Raw genomic sequence first — 15,576 nt, forward strand, 5'->3', positions numbered from 1 at the left:
GAGGATAAAATGAATAACAGTCCGTTAGTCGGGATAGTCATGGGAAGCGAGTCGGATTACGAGATCATGAGGAAAGCCGGTGATATGCTTGATAAGTTTGATATAGCGTATGAGATGGATGTCCTCAGCGCGCACAGGTCTCCGAAACTGGTTGTCAAATATGCGGAAGAAGCCGTTACAAAAGGTTTGCGTGTCATTATCGCGGGCGCGGGCAAGGCGGCCCATCTTGCGGGGGTAATTGCCGCCCATACAACCATACCTGTTGTCGGCGTTCCTATTTCGTCCGACGAGTTAAAGGGAATGGATGCCCTTTTTTCCATGGTTCAGATGCCTGCCGGTATTCCGGTCGGGACTATGGCGCTGGGTTCCTCGGGAGCAAAAAACGCGGCTTTATTCGCCGCCGAAATAATTTCCCTGTCCGATTCAAAATTGTTTGATAAACTTTTAAATTACCGGAATCTGCTTGAAGAAGAGGTTCTTGCGGCATCTGAAAGAGTGAAAAAAGCAAGCAAAGAAGCAAAATAAAAATTTCCTAAATTAAAGAAATACCTGAGATTGAAAATTTATATTGCAAATAACCCCGAAGAAATAGAAACCGCCGTTTCAGAAGCGGCGAAAGTTATAAAAGCCGGCGGGATCATAGCGTTTCCCACGGAAACAGTTTACGGGCTTGGCGCCGATGCGGGCAACCCTGATGCGGTTAACAGGTTGTATGAAATAAAAAAACGCGATAAAAACAAGCCTTTTACGAATTTAATCGCGTCCGCCGGGCAGATAAAAAGAACATGTGTCGTTACTAAAGGGGCTGAAAAAATCATTAGAAATTTCTGGCCCGGCCCGGTGACACTAATATTCAGAAGTTCAGAGGGAAAAGAAGGGTACAGGGTTCCTTCAAACAGTATTGCATTAAGGCTGCTTCAGGAGTGCGGAAGAGCTTTAGCCGCCCCGAGCGCGAATCCAAGCGGATTTAAAAACCCAAATGACGCTCAGACTGTCAAAAGCTATTTTGGAAAGGAAATTGATCTTTTGATTGACGGAGGTTCCGCGGATTTGGGTGTAGAATCGACGGTAATTGATTTTTCCACGGGGAAACCGTCCGTCCTGAGAACAGGAGCCGTATCCGTCCGGGATATCAGGGAAAAAACAGGTGTTGAGCTTGATATCGCTTCAGAGTTATGAAAAAGCCCATAAAAAAAGTTTTGTTTGTGTGTACCGGCAACAGCTGCCGTTCTCCGATGGCGGAAGGATATTTTAACTTCCTGTCAGCCGCAGGAAAAACGGGTGTGAATTCGGAATCGGCGGGGGTTTTCGCCATTGACGGATTTCCCCCGAGCGCGGAAGCGGCCAAAGTGATGGAGGATCGGGGAATAGATATTTCTTCTCATAAAACCAGAAGGCTTTCCCAGAAAATAATAGATTTATCCGATATAGTCATTGTTATGTCGGATTCACATAAGCGCGAAGTCGAAAAAAAATTTAAGACAGGCGGGAAAGAAGTAAAATTGTTAAAGGAATTTGGTGAAAGTGATAATATAAATTCCATGGATATCAGAGATCCGATAGGGATGCCTGTTGATGTTTACCGGGCTTGTTTTGAGGAAATGAAACCGTTAATTGAAAATTTACTGGAGGATATATGCGGATAGCCGTTGCAAGTGATCACGGTGGATACCTTTTTAAAAAGGAACTTATAGCATATCTTCAAGGGCTCGGACATGTTGTCGGGGATTTTGGTTGCGAAGACGAGAACTCCTGCGATTATCCGGATTACGGCATACCCGCCGCGCGGAGTGTTTCGGAAGGGAATAATGACAGGGCTATACTTATATGCACAAACGGGATCGGGATGTGTATGCTGGCGAATAAAATACCGGGGATAAGGGCGGCTCTCGTATATAGCGAAAAAACCGCGGAGAAGACGAGGCAGCACCATGATTCAAATGTGTTATGCCTGGGCGGGCAGGAATTCAGTTTTGATGATCTGAAAAAATTTGTATATATCTGGCTGAACACCGGTTTTGAAGGCGGAAGACACGAAAGAAGAGTAAATAAAATCAATGGCCTTGATTAACCGGTTTTATAAAGGAGGCTTGTTAATGAAAAATTTAAGAAAAGCGGACCCTGAAATTTTCGATGCCATACAGAAAGAAACAGAAAGAGAGGAATATCACATTGAATTAATCGCCTCCGAGAATTTTACAAGTGACGCGGTGCTTGAAGCGGCAGGCTCCGTTATGACCAATAAATATGCGGAAGGTTATCCCGGAAGAAGGTATTACGGCGGCTGTGAATGTGTTGATATAGCCGAAAATATTGCTATTGAAAGGGCAAAAAAACTTTTTGACGCCGAATACGTAAATGTCCAGCCTCATTCGGGATCACAGGCAAACATGGGAATATATTTTTCCGTCCTGAATCCGGGGGACACTATTTTAGGTATGGACCTCGCGCATGGCGGGCACCTTACTCACGGCGCCAAAGTAAATTTTTCAGGCCGGTTGTACAACGTGTGTTCTTATGGAGTAAGCAGGGAAAAAGAGACGCTTGATTATGACGGAATAATGAGGCTGGCAAAAGAGCACAAACCCAGGCTGATTATCGCGGGGGCATCCGCTTATCCCAGGACGATAGATTTTAAAAGGTTCAGAGAAATAGCCGATTCAGTGGAAGCATATCTTATGGTTGACATGGCTCATATTGCCGGACTGGTTGCTGCGGGATGCCATCCTTCTCCGCTTGTTCACGCTCATTTTGTCACTACGACTACGCATAAGACTTTGAGAGGACCCCGCGGCGGGATGATTCTTATGGGGAAAGATTTTGAAAACAGGATGGGTATTATCCTGAAAAGCACCGGAAAACCGAGGATGATGAGCAGCATCATAGATTCCAATATAATGCCCGGGATTCAGGGCGGCCCTCTGATGCATATAATTGCGGCAAAAGCGGTGTCCTTCGCCGAAGCGCTTGAACCCGGTTTTAAAAAATATTCGGAACAGGTGATAAAAAACGCGAAAACACTGTGCGGCGCTCTTGAGAAAAGAGGATACAGGATAGTATCCGGAGGAACGGATAACCATCTTTTCCTCGTAGACCTTACGGATAAAAATATAACGGGCAAAGATGCGGAAAAGGCCCTGGACAGGGCTGGTATAACCGTCAATAAAAACGGTATCCCTTTTGATTCCAAATCGCCTTTGGTGACTTCGGGTATCAGAATAGGCACTCCGGCCATGACTACCAGAGGAATGAAAGAAAAAGAAATGGATGTTATCGCGGGTTTTATATCGGAAGTTTTATATGCTCCGAACAGCGATAAGGTTGCTGAGGATATAAAAAGCAGGGTCAGGGGATTATGCGAGGCATTTCCGATTTATAAGCATCATATTAAAAAATAATTTATTTTGAGGAGAATCAGACAGATGTGTCCTGTAAAGAAAAACAACTCTGCAAAAAAAGATAAGCGCCCGTCGTGGGATGAGTATTTTATGGAAATTGCCCGTCTTGTTGCGCAGAGGTCCACATGCCTGCGGCGCAAAGTCGGAGCTGTCCTGGTTAAGGATAAGCATGTCCTCGCAACCGGTTATAACGGTGTGCCGTCGGGTCTGAGACATTGTCTGGAAATAGGCTGCATAAGGACGAAAAACAAAATCCCTTCCGGCCAGAGGCATGAATTGTGCAGAGGCCTGCATGCCGAGATGAATGTTCTTATACAATCCGCCAAATTCGGAGTGAGCATTGAAAAAAGCACAATTTATTCAACTACCCATCCCTGCATCTTGTGCGCCAAGATGATAATCAACGCCGGCATTAAAAAAGTTGTAATCAGTGAAGGTTATCCGGATGAAGATGCTGTTAAAATGTTCAAAGAAGCCGGTGTGGAAATTAAAAAAATTTAAAGATTTTTTGAAAAAAAATAAAAAAGGCTTTTTATAACCCGCGTTTTTCCAAGGGAAAACAGCAAAGGCCGCGGATTTTCTAAAATGTTATTGACATACTATATATAGTGTGATAACGTCGTAAATGCACTACATATACTACATCGATGGGGTATTTGGATTTACGGGGAAAAACACAAATGCGATGTCCTTATTGTGATTATGATGGAGACAAAGTGGTTGACTCCAGATCGTCGAATGACGGTGTAGTGATAAGGCGGCGGCGGGAATGTCTTAAATGTTCAAAAAGGTTTACCACATACGAAAGAGTCGAAAAAATACATATTTCTGTGATAAAGAGAGGTAACATAAGGGAAGATTTTGACAGGGGAAAGATGCTTGAAGGAGTTTTAAAGGCCTGCCAGAAAAGGCCCATCAGCCTTGACAGGATAGAACAGCTTGTAGATGAAGTAGGGCAGGAAATAGAAGCTGAAGGGAAAAAAGAAATAAAGTCCGAAGAAATAGGCAATATAGTTATGAATAAACTCCAGTCGCTTGATGATGTGGCATATGTCAGATTTGCCTCGGTTTACAGGCAGTTTAAGGATGTCAACCAGTTTATGTCCGAGATAAAGAGTATATTAAATGAGGAGAAGAGGAATGATAAAAGAGGTCGATAAGGTAACATATGTAAGGAAAAGAGACGGCCGCCTGGTGCCGTTCAATAAGAGAAAAATAGCGGATGCGATATTCAAAGCGGCAAAAGCGGTCGGAGGAGAAAACCGGGAACTTGCCGATGAGCTTGCTGAAGCCGTTTCTTTCTACCTTCATAAAACATATTCCGAGGCAGCCCCCAACATAGAAGAAATACAGGATATGGCCGAGAAAATTCTCGTTGAAACAGGACATACCAGAACGGCAAAAGCATATATCCTTTACAGAGACTCAAGAGCCAGGAAAAGGGAAGAGATTAAGGTAAGAAAAAAAATAATAAAAGACGGTAATTCTACGGATTTGGCGCTTATGGTATCTCCTTCCTCGAAAGACCAGATGTTCAACTGGGACAGGTCCAGAATAGCGCTTGCGCTTATAAGAGAAGCGAGGATGCCGCAGCATGTTGCGGAAGAAATAGCCGCCGCCGTCGAGAAAAAAATATTCAATTCCGGACTGAGCCAGATTTCCACGTCTCTGATAAGAGAACTTGTTGATAACGAACTTTTTGTCAGGGGCTTTGATGTAAAATTAAAAGCGCATTCTATCATAGGCATGCCCGTATATGACCTCGACAGGCTTATAACTTCAAAAAGCAATGAGAACAGCAATATTGCGGCAAATAACCCGGAAGCTATAAATCTTTCGATTGCTGAAGCGACACTCAAACAGTATGCGCTCGAGAAAGTTTTCAGCGAAGAAGTCGCCGAAGCGCATCTTAAAGGGCAGATTCATCTTCATGATCTGGGTTATCCGACAAGGGTATATTGTTCCAGCCATTCTCTTGAATACCTTAAAAAATACGGCCTTCAGCTCGGGAACCTCGATACTTCATCAGGGCCTGCCAAACATGCCCGCACGCTTACGGGACATCTTAATACTTTTCTTGCGTCCATGCAGGCGTATTATGCGGGAGCTCTCGGAGTCGGTTATATAAATATATTTTATGCCCCCTACCTTGAAGGGATGCCTTATGAAGAAATGAAACAGGAAGCCCAGTATCTTATTTTCAGCGGTTCCCAGAATGCCTTTTCCCGCGGCGGGCAGACGCTGTTCCTTGATTTCAATATTCATACCGGCATTCCCAACTATATGAAGAATATTCCGGCAATAGGGCCGGGAGGAAAATATACAAATAAGACTTATAAGGATTATGAGAAAGAGTCCAGGATGTTCGCGAGGGCTATGCTTGAGATATGGGAGAAAGGAGACAGCGGCGGCAGGGTGTTCGCATTCCCGAAATGCGATTTTCACATCAACAAAGAGACTTTTGAAGAACCGGAACAGCTTGAACTGTTGAAATATGCCTGTGAAATAGCAGGCAGGAACGGAACTCCTTATTTTATATTTGATCGCGATGAGGTTACTTTGTCGGCCTGCTGCAGGCTTAGAACCCAGATAAAAGATAATTACATGATACAGCACCCGGAAAGCATGCGTTTCTGCGGTTTTCAGAATGTTACGGTCAACCTTCCTCGCGCGGCTTTCCAGTCCGGCAGGGGGAATAAAGAGAAATTTTTCGAAGAGGTCGAAAAATCATTTGAGCTTTGTGTAAAAGCCCATCTTGAAAAGAAGGACTTTATAGAAGGGTTGATGGGTTTTCCCGGCGCCCCGCTCTGGGAGGTCGGAAAAACGGCGATGGACGGGAGGCCTTATATAGAGTTGGAACAATGCACTTATATAGTAGGGCTTGTCGGGCTGAACGAGGCTACGCAGTATATATTGGGAAAAGAACTCCATGAGGGAGAAGATGCTTTGAAATTCGGGCTGAAAGTTGTTGCCAATATGTATTTTCTCGCGAAAAAAGCCGAGCAGAAATACGGCCTTAAATTCAGCCTTGAAGAATCTCCCGCAGAATCCGCGACAAGAAGGCTTGCGAAGGTCGATATGCAGCATTATCCCGAGGCGAAACAGTATGTAAAAGGTGATTTTGCCAACGATGAGTATTATTATACGAATTCAATACATCTTCGGGCTGACGCGGATGTAGATATAGTAACCAGGATAGAGAAGCAGGCTAAATTTCATACAATGATAGAGTCGGGCGCGATAATCCATGCTTTTGTCGGGGAGAAACTGCCTTCGCCGGAAAGTATTTTGAACCTTGTAAAGAAAACATATCACAAGACTCAGGCGGCTCAGTTAACGATTTCACCTGAATTTACGGTTTGCCGGCAGTGCAGAAGGAGTATCATCGGTATTAAGAACGAATGCCAGTCCTGTGCCGGAATAAAAATACCCGATGTGACTCACTTAAGCGGCGCGGATGAGAATATCAAATGGCGGAAAAAAAGGCCGGAGAACGATGTTGTTTTTGAGAAATGTGAAAAAGTTCAGGAAGCGAAAGTATAAGCGCGGGGGGATTATAATGAAAACGGAAGAATTTCTCAACAGATGCGTGGGCGAAGGATTCGAATGGGCGGAAGGAAAATACAAGGATGAAACCGGAGTTTATGTTAAAAACCCCAGAATCGGGACATGCGCGCATTTTAAAGAAGAAGCCATCGAAAATAATGAATGGGATGTTCTGAAAACACAAGTCCTGCAGGGCAAAGACATCTATCATGTCAGCCGTATAGTCGGTTATTTTTCAAGGATAGAGAACTGGAATAAGAGCAAACTGGGCGAATTGACAGACAGGCGCAAGGGTAATTACGCTGTCTGACAGGTGACTTGGCTTTTCACGGGAGGGGAATATGCGTATTAAGATTTTCGGAAAATTAAATTGCGCGAAATGCGAAACTACAAAAAATAAATTCAGCCACTTTCTGCAGAAATGGGATTGCAAAGGAAAAGCAAACATTGAATTTTTCGATATGGATACTATTGAAGGTATGGCTGAAGGAGCTTTCAATAATGTCCTGAATATCCCTTCCACTATTTTGGAGAAAGATGACAGGCAGATTGCCAGGTGGGACGGGGAGGTCCCTAAGTCTGAAGAATTTAAAACGTATTTTCAAGACCTTGTTTAATGCGAATAAGCAAATCACAGAGTTTACCGGAAATAAAAGGGTTCATTAAGAATACATTAATAGAGTGGGATGGTTTCCTGTCCTCGGAAGTGTTCCTTCCGAACTGCAATTTCAGATGCCCGTTTTGCCATTCATATAAGTTGTTCCAGTCTCCGGGGGAAATCCCTTCGGTAAAATGGGAAGAAGTCATTTCTTACATGACTGAAAAGAACCAGTGGGTGGACGGGCTTGTTATATGCGGCGGAGAACCGCTTATGGATAAGGATATTGTTTCCTGCCTCCGCATGCTCAAATCCGAAGGGATTAAAGTCAAAGTTGATACTAACGGGTATTTCCCCGGCGTGCTTAAGAAGATATTGGAAGAAAAACTGGCGGCATATGTGGCTATGGATGTAAAAGCTCCCTTGAACAACTCCGATTACGGAGCCGCCGCGGGGATCAGGGACATTGATGTATCAAGGATAAGGGATTCCATAGATATAATCATGAAGTCTTCATCCGATTATGAGTTCCGGACGACAGCATGCCCTCTTTTTGTTAACGAAAAAAATATCGAAGATATAGCCATGGCGATCAAAGGCGCTAAAAAATATTCTATTCAGCAATTCAATCCCGAAAACTGTTTGAGCGGGGAATTGAGAGAAATAAAACCTTATATGAAAGAATATATCGAAAAGATGAGGGAAACCGCCGTAAAATACGTCCAGCGTTGTGTAATCAAAGGCATCTGAGGTCCAATGGATAAAAATCCAAAAGTAAAGAAAGCGTTGTTCGGAAAAGTTGAGGGCGGAAAGCTGTCATGCGGATTATGCCCGCACAATTGTCTCTTGCCGGAAGGCTTGCTGGGCTTTTGCGGCACGAGAAAAAATTCCGGCGGAGAGTTGTTTACCTTGATATATGGGTGTGTGAGCAGCATGGGCGTTGACCCGATAGAGAAAAAACCGCTTTATCATTTTTACCCCGGAAGCAGAATTCTCAGCGCGGGAACCGTGGGGTGTAATTTCCGCTGTTCTTTCTGCCAGAACTGGGAAATCTCCCAGAACACTTCTTTCCCGTGTAAGTTCATTGGGCCCGAAGAACTTATTTCTTTTGCCGCGGAGAAAAAATCTATCGGCGTAGCGTATACTTATTCGGAACCTTTGATATGGTATGAATATGTGCTGGATTGCGCAAAACTGTGTAAATCAAAGGGGCTTAAAAATGTCCTGGTAACAAACGGTTATATCAATCAGGGACCTTTGAAACAGCTTCTTCCCTTTATTGATGCCATGAATGTGGATTTAAAATCATTCAGCGACAATTTTTACAGGAAACTTTGCAAAGGCGCTCTTGAGCCTGTTCTCAATACCATCCGTACGGCTTCAGGAGCCTGTCATATGGAAATTACGAATTTGCTGATTCCCGGGCATAATGATTCGGAAAGTGAAATTGAGGATATGAGCAGGTGGATAGAGAATAATGCCGGAAGAGGAACCCCTTTGCATATAAGTAAATATTTTCCCGGATACAGGTTCAATGCGCCTGAAACCGGAGCAGAGGCGATTAGCGCCGCCAGGGATATAGCGCTGAAGCATCTGGATTTTGTGTATGCCGGCAATATTGATGTGCCCGGATCGTCTGATACTTTGTGTCCCCGATGCGGCGCCCTTCTTATCGGGCGGAGCGGGTATAACACGGAAATTAAAAATCTGAAAAAAAATATTTGTGGTAAATGCGGCTCCGAAATAAATATAATTAATAGTTGATATTGTTTTGATTTTTTCCAGTGGGTTTTTAATATCATGAAAGGAAAGTAAGATGAAGCCCATCGACTATTTTTTCCTGGCGGCGTATTTTTTTATCGTGTTTTTCATAGGCTATATTTCCAGCAGAAAAAGCCGGACCGATTCAAAAAACTATTTTCTTGCGGGTTCATCCATAGGATGGATGGCCATCGGGGCAAGCCTGTTTGCCAGTAATATTTCCGCCGAACATTTTATAGGGCTTGCGGGTTCGGGCGCTCAGGGCGGACTGGCGGTTGGACAGTTCGAGTGGCTCGCATGTTTCATTCTCCTGCTGTTGGGTTGGGTATTTGTTCCCCTTTATATCAAGACCGGTGTTTTTACGATGCCTGAATTCCTTGAGAGAAGGTACAACAGGCAATGCAGGACTTATCTTTCATCCATTTCACTCATCGCTTATATTTTTACCAAAATAAGTGTTGCGATTTATGCGGGGGCTATCGTTTTAAAAACAATACTGGGATGGAACATCTGGTTTGGAGCCGTGATACTGATAGTCGCGACGGGAATTTATACCATTTTCGGAGGACTGAAGGCTGTCATATATACGGATTTTTTCCAGGCGGGGGTTTTAATATTGGGAGGGTTGCTGCTTACTGCGCTTGCCCTTTCCAAAGCCGGCGGGTTTTCCTCTTTGATGAGCAGTGTAAACCCGGAGTTTTTCAATTTGTGGAAGCCCCTGAGCGACGCTGACTTTCCCTGGACAGGCATACTTTTTGGAGCGCCCATACTTGGCGTCTGGTATTGGTGTACCGATCAGATGATAGTCCAGAGGACGCTTGCGACAAAAGATATTGAGAATGCGAGAAGAGCGACGATATTTGCGGGTTTCCTGAAAATATCCCCCGTATTCATATTGGTTTTGCCCGGGGTGATAGGGAGCGTGATTTATAAGGATGTTCAGCCGAATGAGATGTATGCCACTATGGTAAACGACCTTTTGCCCGCGGGAATGAAAGGTTTTGTTATAGCCGCATTGCTTGCCGCTTTGATGAGTTCCCTTTCAAGCGTTTTTAACAGCAGTTCCACTCTTGTGGTTATGGATTTTTACAAAAACTGGAGGCCCGATGCGACAGAAAGAGAACTTGTCACAGCCGGCCAGATATTTACTGTCCTGCTTGTGGGCATAGGCCTGCTGTGGCTTCCTTTCATAGGCATAATGAGCAGTCAGCTGTACATATATCTTCAGTCGGTTCAGGCTTACATATCCCCTCCGATAGCGGCGGTTTTTCTTCTGGGTATATTTTTTAAGAGGATCAACGGAAGAGGGGCCTTTGTTACATTAATTACCGGGTTCGTGCTTGGCGCCGTGAGGTTTGTTGCCGAAATAGGCACAAAATCCGGCTGGATCCGATGGAAACCTCTTGTGCATTATTCTTCGATGAATTTTTTGCATTTTGCCGTGTTTCTTTTCGCTGTGTCGGTCATTATATTGGTAGGCGTCAGCCTGTTAACCGGATTTCCTTCTCCGGAAAAACTTGAAATTTTCAGGTTGAAAGAGGCGGATACGGCTGTCAGTTCATCCAGAAAATCGCACATTCTGAATATTGTATTAAGTTTAACACTTTCCGCGATAATATTAAGTTTATGGTTTTATTTCAGCCCCTTATTTTTTTAAATAGGAGATAATGATGCAGAAGAACGACAGCGACAGAAAAAATCTGAAAATCAGAGGAGTGAATCTCGGAGGATGGTTTGTTCTTGAAAGATGGATGACTCCTTCCCTTTTTGAAGGCCTCAAAGCTCCCGATGAAACAAGGTTTTGTGAAGAACTCGGCGTGAAAGCCGAGAAAAAACTGAAAAAGCATTGGGAAACATTCATTACCGAAAAAGATATTAAATGGATTGCCGAAAGGGGAATAAATACGGTCAGAATTCCTGTCGCCCACTGGATTTTCGGGGATGTAAGGCCGTACTACGGGAGCATTGAATATCTGGATAATATAATTAAGGTTTTGAAAGACCGTAAAATAAATGTGCTTTTGGACCTTCATGCCGCTCCCGGCAGCCAGAACGGACTCGACAACGGCGGCATAGAAGGTGTTTGCGAGTGGCATAAAAAAAAGGAAAACATCGGGAAAACGGTCGATTTTATAGAAAGGATTGCCCAGAGATATAAGGATTGTGAAAATATATGGGGCATCCAGCTCTTGAACGAACCCAGATGGGATATCCCGATGGACATACTTCATGATTTTTACACAAAAGCATATTTCAGTGTCAGGAAACATATGTCCGGCGATAATGTAGCCGTGATTATTCATGATAGTTTCAGGCCTTTAAGCTGGGGGGATTTTATGAAAGAGCCTGAATATTCCAATATCGTCCTTGACACACATCTTTACCAGTGTTTTCTCGACGAAGACAAAAAACTTGATGTATACGGGCATATCGGCCGCGCGGCGGTACAGAGAAAAAAAGATGTGGATAAAATAAGGCACCAGCATGAAACCATTGTCGGCGAGTGGTCTTTGGGGCTTCCTCATCAGTCTTTTGAAGGAATGAATGATTTTTCGGTTTATTCTTCTCACCGCGCCTATGCCGCGGCGCAATTGATATCCTATGAAAGGTGCAAAGGATGGTTTTTCTGGAGTTATAAGATTGAGAAAGGTTTATACGGCTGGAGTTTTGTTGAATCTGTGAACAAAGGCTGGCTGCCATCTGATTTCCGCGATGGAAGTTACCCCGATAATTTATAACACATCAGTTTTGTGATGCCAATTCTTTCAGGTTAGCTTTCTTGAAAAGGTTCCTGTACCATTCCGACAAAACTATATTTTGTTTTATGGCCAGAGCCTTTTCCGTATAAGTTTCCTTTATCTCATCAAATTTAGACATGTCGGGCATATCGATTTTAGTTATCCAGAGCAGGGAAACTCCCGAAGAAGTTTCCACGGGTTCGCTCAGAAGGTTCTCTTTAAGCGAAAAAGCTATTGATGTGAACATATAAGAATTGCCTATACCGCTGAACTGTGATTCCAGGGTTGCAGACTTTTCGGATTCGGTTTTGAATCCGAGTTTCGATGAAGCTTCTTCAATGCTCATCGAAGGGTCTTTTTTAGTGAGGGCCAGGATTTGTTCCCTTGCCGATCGAGCCGCAGCGGCTGAAGCTTCGGAGGCTTTTTTTATTTTGAGAATCTCCCCGATTTTATCTTTGCAGTCTTCAAAGGCCGGGATTACGGCGGGAGTTTTGGCCTTAGGGATTACAATTATGAATTCAGTGCCCGTAAAAACAGGTTCGGAAACTTTATTTAAAGGTGTTTCAAAGGAAATTTTTGCGAATAAATCGGAATTGGCTATACCTTCTACAGGATCGAAGCGCGAAAAGTACTCCGTTGTTTTTAAGCTGAGGCCTGATTTATCCGCCGCTTTCGCGGGGGATAATTCGCCGCTGTCTATGTCAAAGAACAGTTCTGTAATTTTTGCCGACGCGTTTTCATAGGCCTTTTTTGCGGATAGATCTTTTTTGACATCAGATTTTGCTTCGGAATATGTTTTTTCCGAACCGTCTTCGTTTTTGTAGTTTTGCCTGTTTCTTTTATAGAAAGCTTCCGCTTCGGGTTCCGTAAGCCGGATCGAAGGGTCGTTGCTGTCCGCTGTTACGCTGATATAATCAATTTTGACTTTTTCCGGTATTTTAAGCAGGTTTTTGTTTGCGTTGTAAAAATCCTCCATTTCCTTGACGGAATACGATACCTCGTTCACAAAATCTTTATAATCGAAGGCTATGAAGCTCACATCTCTTTTTTCATTTTCACGCAGGAAGTAATCTTTTACTTCGTTTTCGGTTACTACAGCGGTTGAGCGTATCAGGCGGATAATCTTTATCGAAAGCAGGCTTTTTTTAAGTTCTTCAAGGAAATCGCCCGGCAGAATACCGAAGAAAATAGTTGAAAGGACTGTATCGAATTTTGATTCTTCGAACTTGCCGTTAGACTGAAAAAGAGGGAAAGAGGATATCCATGCCTCTATTTCCCGGTCTGAAACGGACAATCCGATGTTTGAAGCTTCTTTTTCAAGGATGAGCCTGTCCCATGCCGCCTGACGAAGGGCGTTTTCCTGGGATAAGATATTATCTATAATCCATTTATTGGCGAGAATGGCTTCAGGGTTGCGGACATTGTAATATTCGCAGAGTTCGATTATTTTCCAGACGCCTGCTCCCCTGAGGCTTGAAGAAAAGACAGCGCTGCTTACCGGTTTTTCAAAAATATATCCTGCGACCGGGCCTTTCGCGCGTTCCGCGCCTCCTGAACCCCAGAAAATGAACGCCGGAATGATTAATATGAGAATAGCTATAAAAATGGCTTTTGAATATTTATGAATTTTAATAAGCATTTTGTATCTCCTTTGACATTATGCTGAAGTGAAAAATTATAGTAAAAGGTGTTTGAACCGTAAAGAAAAATCGTAATAAATGTTCGGTAATGATATGCCGTAAATTTGTGGCCGGGCCCGCCATATCTATGGCCGGCAAAGGTTTTTTATACTGCAAATTCAGGAATTAATGCTGTATAATTAACTCAAGCTGAGGTTGTTATGAAAAAATACCTGATAGATGGTTATAATCTGTTGTATTCATGGAGGGAGCGGGCGGTTTTCCTTTCTTCGGGGTTTGAGGCAATGAAGGAGGAGATGCTGATTATGCTTCAGAAACTGGCTGATTTTGAAGAGAATGAGATTGAGGTCTATTTTGATGCGTTTAAAGGTCCGGCCAGGCAGGCGGAAAAATCAGGAAGGCTGAAAACAATTTATGCTTCAGGAGAAACGACGGCGGATATGATAATTGAAAGGGAAGTTTATAATACCGGGAAAAAAGATGATATCAGGGTTGTCACTTCCGATATGGGCATAAAAAATATGGTGATGGCCATGGGTGTTTTAGTTGTCGGCCCCGATCAATTTTTAGCTGAGGTCTCGGATTGCATAAAGGAGATAAATGAAATAATAAAAAAGCAAAACCGCCGGTAATCCGACGGATGCTCCCTCAAAAAACATTTGACTTTTGCGTTGCCAGATATTAGAATTTTTTCTTAAGTATATTAATAATATTAAGTTATATAATCTGACGATTATTGGATAACCGGACGGAGGTTATTTTAATGGGAAAACTTGTAAAAGGCGGAGTCGCAGTTATTTTTGTATTAAGCATCGTGTGCCTCGGTGTTACAATAATGCTTTTTGCGCACAAAATTAACGAAAGAGAAAGAGCCGATGCTATGGCTGATTACATCTCAAAATCTTCCGTAGCTTTGGGCATCGCAAACTCGGAGCAGGAAGTGCTGCTGAAGCTGAAAGACCCCGCGCAGAGAAAATCCATGCTGGACCAGTTTAAGAAAGGCCTGGACAATACCTTGACTGAACTTGGCGAAACAAAGAACAGCCTTGCCAAAGTTAAGGAAGACCTGACGAATAAAATAGAGGAGGCCAAGAAGCTTGCAACCGATCTTCAGGTTGAAAAGAAGGAAAAGGACCGCCTGCAGGTGGAGCTTGATAAACAGATAGAAAAGGCCCAGAAACTGGTTGAGGAACTTGAAAAAGAAAGAGAAAAGACTAAACAGATAGAGCAGAAGCTTGCAAACATATCCGGGGAACTTGAAACGCTTACGGCAGGCAAAGATGAAATGGTAGAAAAAGTAAGAAAGCTTGAAGAAGAGAAGATGGCTTTGAAAAAACGTCTCCAGGAAATTTCGGCAACCGCGGAAGGCTCAGTTCCTCTTGAACCTATTTATGTCCGGGCCGAAAAGAAAGTATCGGGGGAAGTGATCGCAGTTAACGATACTTATAATTTTGTCATAGTTAATGTCGGCTCTGCCGAGGGGCTGAATAAAGGCGATGAACTGATAATAAGCAGGGATAAAGCCCTGGTCGGAAAAGTAAGAGTGGAGAAGCTTAAGGATGATATGGCCGTTGCCAATATTATGCCTGAGTGGCTGCAAAAACCCATAAAAGAGGGCGATGATGTCAACAAGTTCTAAATCCGGTTTAGCGGCGCTGGACATTCTGGTAATATTGACTATAGTCCTCCTTGCGGGCACATTCCTTCTGCAGGTCGCTGAATTGGCGGGTTATTTTTAGGGTTATGAAACGTCTTTCTCTGATACTTATATTATTGGCTGTTGTTTTGTGCTTTTTTTCCGGTTGCGCGACTCCGAAAGGCGGAACTTCGATGCCCTGGTCGACACCGGCTTCATGGGAAAGCAATACGGCTATTCAGGGTGGTTCATTCTAATG

Annotated in this window: 18 protein-coding genes; 17 read left to right on the forward strand and 1 reads right to left on the reverse strand. The window is 43.5% G+C overall.

Annotation, left to right across the window (positions count from 1 at the left end; all coding sequences use genetic code 11):
• The first annotated feature begins 9 nt into the window (after nucleotides 1–9).
• From purE to M0R36_06040, 14 genes are all read left to right on the forward strand, one after another.
• The gene (purE, locus tag M0R36_05975; protein MCK9555343.1) at nucleotides 10–525 is read left to right on the forward strand and encodes a 5-(carboxyamino)imidazole ribonucleotide mutase; all 516 of its coding nucleotides are present in this window, start codon (nucleotides 10–12) and stop codon (nucleotides 523–525) included.
• Between the two features lie 30 nt (nucleotides 526–555).
• Complete coding sequence (locus M0R36_05980; GenBank protein MCK9555344.1) at nucleotides 556–1,179, forward strand: L-threonylcarbamoyladenylate synthase; 624 nt, start codon at nucleotides 556–558, stop codon at nucleotides 1,177–1,179.
• Nucleotides 1,176–1,646: a low molecular weight protein arginine phosphatase gene (locus tag M0R36_05985; GenBank protein MCK9555345.1), complete on the forward strand. Its 471-nt coding sequence runs from the start codon at nucleotides 1,176–1,178 to the stop codon at nucleotides 1,644–1,646. Before M0R36_05980 ends, M0R36_05985 begins: the two co-directional genes overlap by 4 nt.
• Complete coding sequence (locus M0R36_05990) at nucleotides 1,637–2,071, forward strand: RpiB/LacA/LacB family sugar-phosphate isomerase (protein MCK9555346.1); 435 nt, start codon at nucleotides 1,637–1,639, stop codon at nucleotides 2,069–2,071. The genes M0R36_05985 and M0R36_05990 overlap by 10 nt, the downstream gene beginning before the upstream one ends.
• Before the next feature lie 25 nt (nucleotides 2,072–2,096).
• On the forward strand, nucleotides 2,097–3,398 hold the full coding sequence (locus M0R36_05995) for a serine hydroxymethyltransferase (GenBank protein MCK9555347.1): 1,302 nt from the start codon (nucleotides 2,097–2,099) through the stop codon (nucleotides 3,396–3,398).
• A gap of 24 nt (nucleotides 3,399–3,422) precedes the next feature.
• Complete coding sequence (locus M0R36_06000) at nucleotides 3,423–3,899, forward strand: cytidine/deoxycytidylate deaminase family protein (GenBank protein ID MCK9555348.1); 477 nt, start codon at nucleotides 3,423–3,425, stop codon at nucleotides 3,897–3,899.
• Between the two features lie 179 nt (nucleotides 3,900–4,078).
• The gene (nrdR, locus tag M0R36_06005; protein MCK9555349.1) at nucleotides 4,079–4,558 is read left to right on the forward strand and encodes a transcriptional regulator NrdR; all 480 of its coding nucleotides are present in this window, start codon (nucleotides 4,079–4,081) and stop codon (nucleotides 4,556–4,558) included.
• Nucleotides 4,539–6,941: an anaerobic ribonucleoside-triphosphate reductase gene (gene nrdD / locus M0R36_06010; GenBank protein MCK9555350.1), complete on the forward strand. Its 2,403-nt coding sequence runs from the start codon at nucleotides 4,539–4,541 to the stop codon at nucleotides 6,939–6,941. The genes nrdR and nrdD overlap by 20 nt, the downstream gene beginning before the upstream one ends.
• Before the next feature lie 16 nt (nucleotides 6,942–6,957).
• Complete coding sequence (locus tag M0R36_06015; GenBank protein MCK9555351.1) at nucleotides 6,958–7,254, forward strand: anaerobic ribonucleoside-triphosphate reductase; 297 nt, start codon at nucleotides 6,958–6,960, stop codon at nucleotides 7,252–7,254.
• A 31-nt stretch (nucleotides 7,255–7,285) separates the two neighbouring features.
• Nucleotides 7,286–7,561: a thioredoxin family protein gene (locus M0R36_06020; protein MCK9555352.1), complete on the forward strand. Its 276-nt coding sequence runs from the start codon at nucleotides 7,286–7,288 to the stop codon at nucleotides 7,559–7,561.
• Nucleotides 7,561–8,292, forward strand: a complete 732-nt coding sequence (locus M0R36_06025; GenBank protein ID MCK9555353.1) for an anaerobic ribonucleoside-triphosphate reductase activating protein — start codon at nucleotides 7,561–7,563, stop codon at nucleotides 8,290–8,292. The genes M0R36_06020 and M0R36_06025 overlap by 1 nt, the downstream gene beginning before the upstream one ends.
• Nucleotides 8,293–8,298: 6 nt before the next feature.
• Complete coding sequence (amrS, locus tag M0R36_06030; GenBank protein ID MCK9555354.1) at nucleotides 8,299–9,306, forward strand: AmmeMemoRadiSam system radical SAM enzyme; 1,008 nt, start codon at nucleotides 8,299–8,301, stop codon at nucleotides 9,304–9,306.
• Nucleotides 9,307–9,358: 52 nt separating this feature from the next.
• Nucleotides 9,359–10,960, forward strand: a complete 1,602-nt coding sequence (locus M0R36_06035) for a sodium:solute symporter (protein ID MCK9555355.1) — start codon at nucleotides 9,359–9,361, stop codon at nucleotides 10,958–10,960.
• Nucleotides 10,961–10,970: 10 nt separating this feature from the next.
• Nucleotides 10,971–12,041 (forward strand): glycoside hydrolase family 5 protein, encoded by a 1,071-nt coding sequence (locus tag M0R36_06040; GenBank protein ID MCK9555356.1) that lies wholly within the window; start codon nucleotides 10,971–10,973, stop codon nucleotides 12,039–12,041.
• 4 nt (nucleotides 12,042–12,045) lie between these two features.
• Here the strand turns inward: M0R36_06040 and M0R36_06045 are convergent, their stop codons facing one another.
• Entirely contained in the window at nucleotides 12,046–13,680 is a 1,635-nt protein-coding gene (locus M0R36_06045; protein ID MCK9555357.1) for a peptidyl-prolyl cis-trans isomerase, read from the reverse strand.
• 201 nt (nucleotides 13,681–13,881) lie between these two features.
• Between M0R36_06045 and M0R36_06050 the strand changes: the two genes are divergently transcribed.
• The 3 genes from M0R36_06050 (at nucleotide 13,882) to M0R36_06060 (ending at nucleotide 15,574) form a co-directional block, all read left to right on the forward strand.
• A complete protein-coding gene (locus M0R36_06050; GenBank protein MCK9555358.1) occupies nucleotides 13,882–14,313 on the forward strand; it encodes an NYN domain-containing protein in 432 nt (143 codons plus the stop codon).
• Nucleotides 14,314–14,444: 131 nt separating this feature from the next.
• Nucleotides 14,445–15,320, forward strand: coding sequence for a hypothetical protein (locus M0R36_06055; protein MCK9555359.1), 876 nt, complete (start codon nucleotides 14,445–14,447; stop codon nucleotides 15,318–15,320).
• A gap of 104 nt (nucleotides 15,321–15,424) precedes the next feature.
• Complete coding sequence (locus tag M0R36_06060; protein ID MCK9555360.1) at nucleotides 15,425–15,574, forward strand: hypothetical protein; 150 nt, start codon at nucleotides 15,425–15,427, stop codon at nucleotides 15,572–15,574.
• Nucleotides 15,575–15,576: the final 2 nt, after the last annotated feature.

It is taken from the genome of bacterium (genome assembly GCA_023228325.1).
GTDB lineage: Bacteria > Auribacterota > UBA6266 > UBA6266 > UBA6266 > UBA6266.

Bases quoted from the DNA above. Each gene is read 5' to 3' on its own strand.
- purE (MCK9555343.1), top strand. From the start codon at position 10: ATGAATAACAGTCCGTTAGTCGGGATAGTCATGGGAAGCGAGTCGGAT.
- M0R36_05985 (MCK9555345.1), top strand. From the start codon at position 1,176: ATGAAAAAGCCCATAAAAAAAGTTTTGTTTGTGTGTACCGGCAACAGC.
- M0R36_05990 (MCK9555346.1), top strand. From the start codon at position 1,637: ATGCGGATAGCCGTTGCAAGTGATCACGGTGGATACCTTTTTAAAAAG.
- M0R36_05995 (MCK9555347.1), top strand. From the start codon at position 2,097: ATGAAAAATTTAAGAAAAGCGGACCCTGAAATTTTCGATGCCATACAG.
- M0R36_06000 (MCK9555348.1), top strand. From the start codon at position 3,423: ATGTGTCCTGTAAAGAAAAACAACTCTGCAAAAAAAGATAAGCGCCCG.
- nrdR (MCK9555349.1), top strand. From the start codon at position 4,079: ATGCGATGTCCTTATTGTGATTATGATGGAGACAAAGTGGTTGACTCC.
- nrdD (MCK9555350.1), top strand. From the start codon at position 4,539: ATGATAAAAGAGGTCGATAAGGTAACATATGTAAGGAAAAGAGACGGC.
- M0R36_06015 (MCK9555351.1), top strand. From the start codon at position 6,958: ATGAAAACGGAAGAATTTCTCAACAGATGCGTGGGCGAAGGATTCGAA.
- M0R36_06020 (MCK9555352.1), top strand. From the start codon at position 7,286: ATGCGTATTAAGATTTTCGGAAAATTAAATTGCGCGAAATGCGAAACT.
- M0R36_06025 (MCK9555353.1), top strand. From the start codon at position 7,561: ATGCGAATAAGCAAATCACAGAGTTTACCGGAAATAAAAGGGTTCATT.
- amrS (MCK9555354.1), top strand. From the start codon at position 8,299: ATGGATAAAAATCCAAAAGTAAAGAAAGCGTTGTTCGGAAAAGTTGAG.
- M0R36_06035 (MCK9555355.1), top strand. From the start codon at position 9,359: ATGAAGCCCATCGACTATTTTTTCCTGGCGGCGTATTTTTTTATCGTG.
- M0R36_06040 (MCK9555356.1), top strand. From the start codon at position 10,971: ATGATGCAGAAGAACGACAGCGACAGAAAAAATCTGAAAATCAGAGGA.
- M0R36_06045 (MCK9555357.1), bottom strand. From the start codon at position 13,680: ATGCTTATTAAAATTCATAAATATTCAAAAGCCATTTTTATAGCTATT.
- M0R36_06050 (MCK9555358.1), top strand. From the start codon at position 13,882: ATGAAAAAATACCTGATAGATGGTTATAATCTGTTGTATTCATGGAGG.
- M0R36_06055 (MCK9555359.1), top strand. From the start codon at position 14,445: ATGGGAAAACTTGTAAAAGGCGGAGTCGCAGTTATTTTTGTATTAAGC.
- M0R36_06060 (MCK9555360.1), top strand. From the start codon at position 15,425: ATGAAACGTCTTTCTCTGATACTTATATTATTGGCTGTTGTTTTGTGC.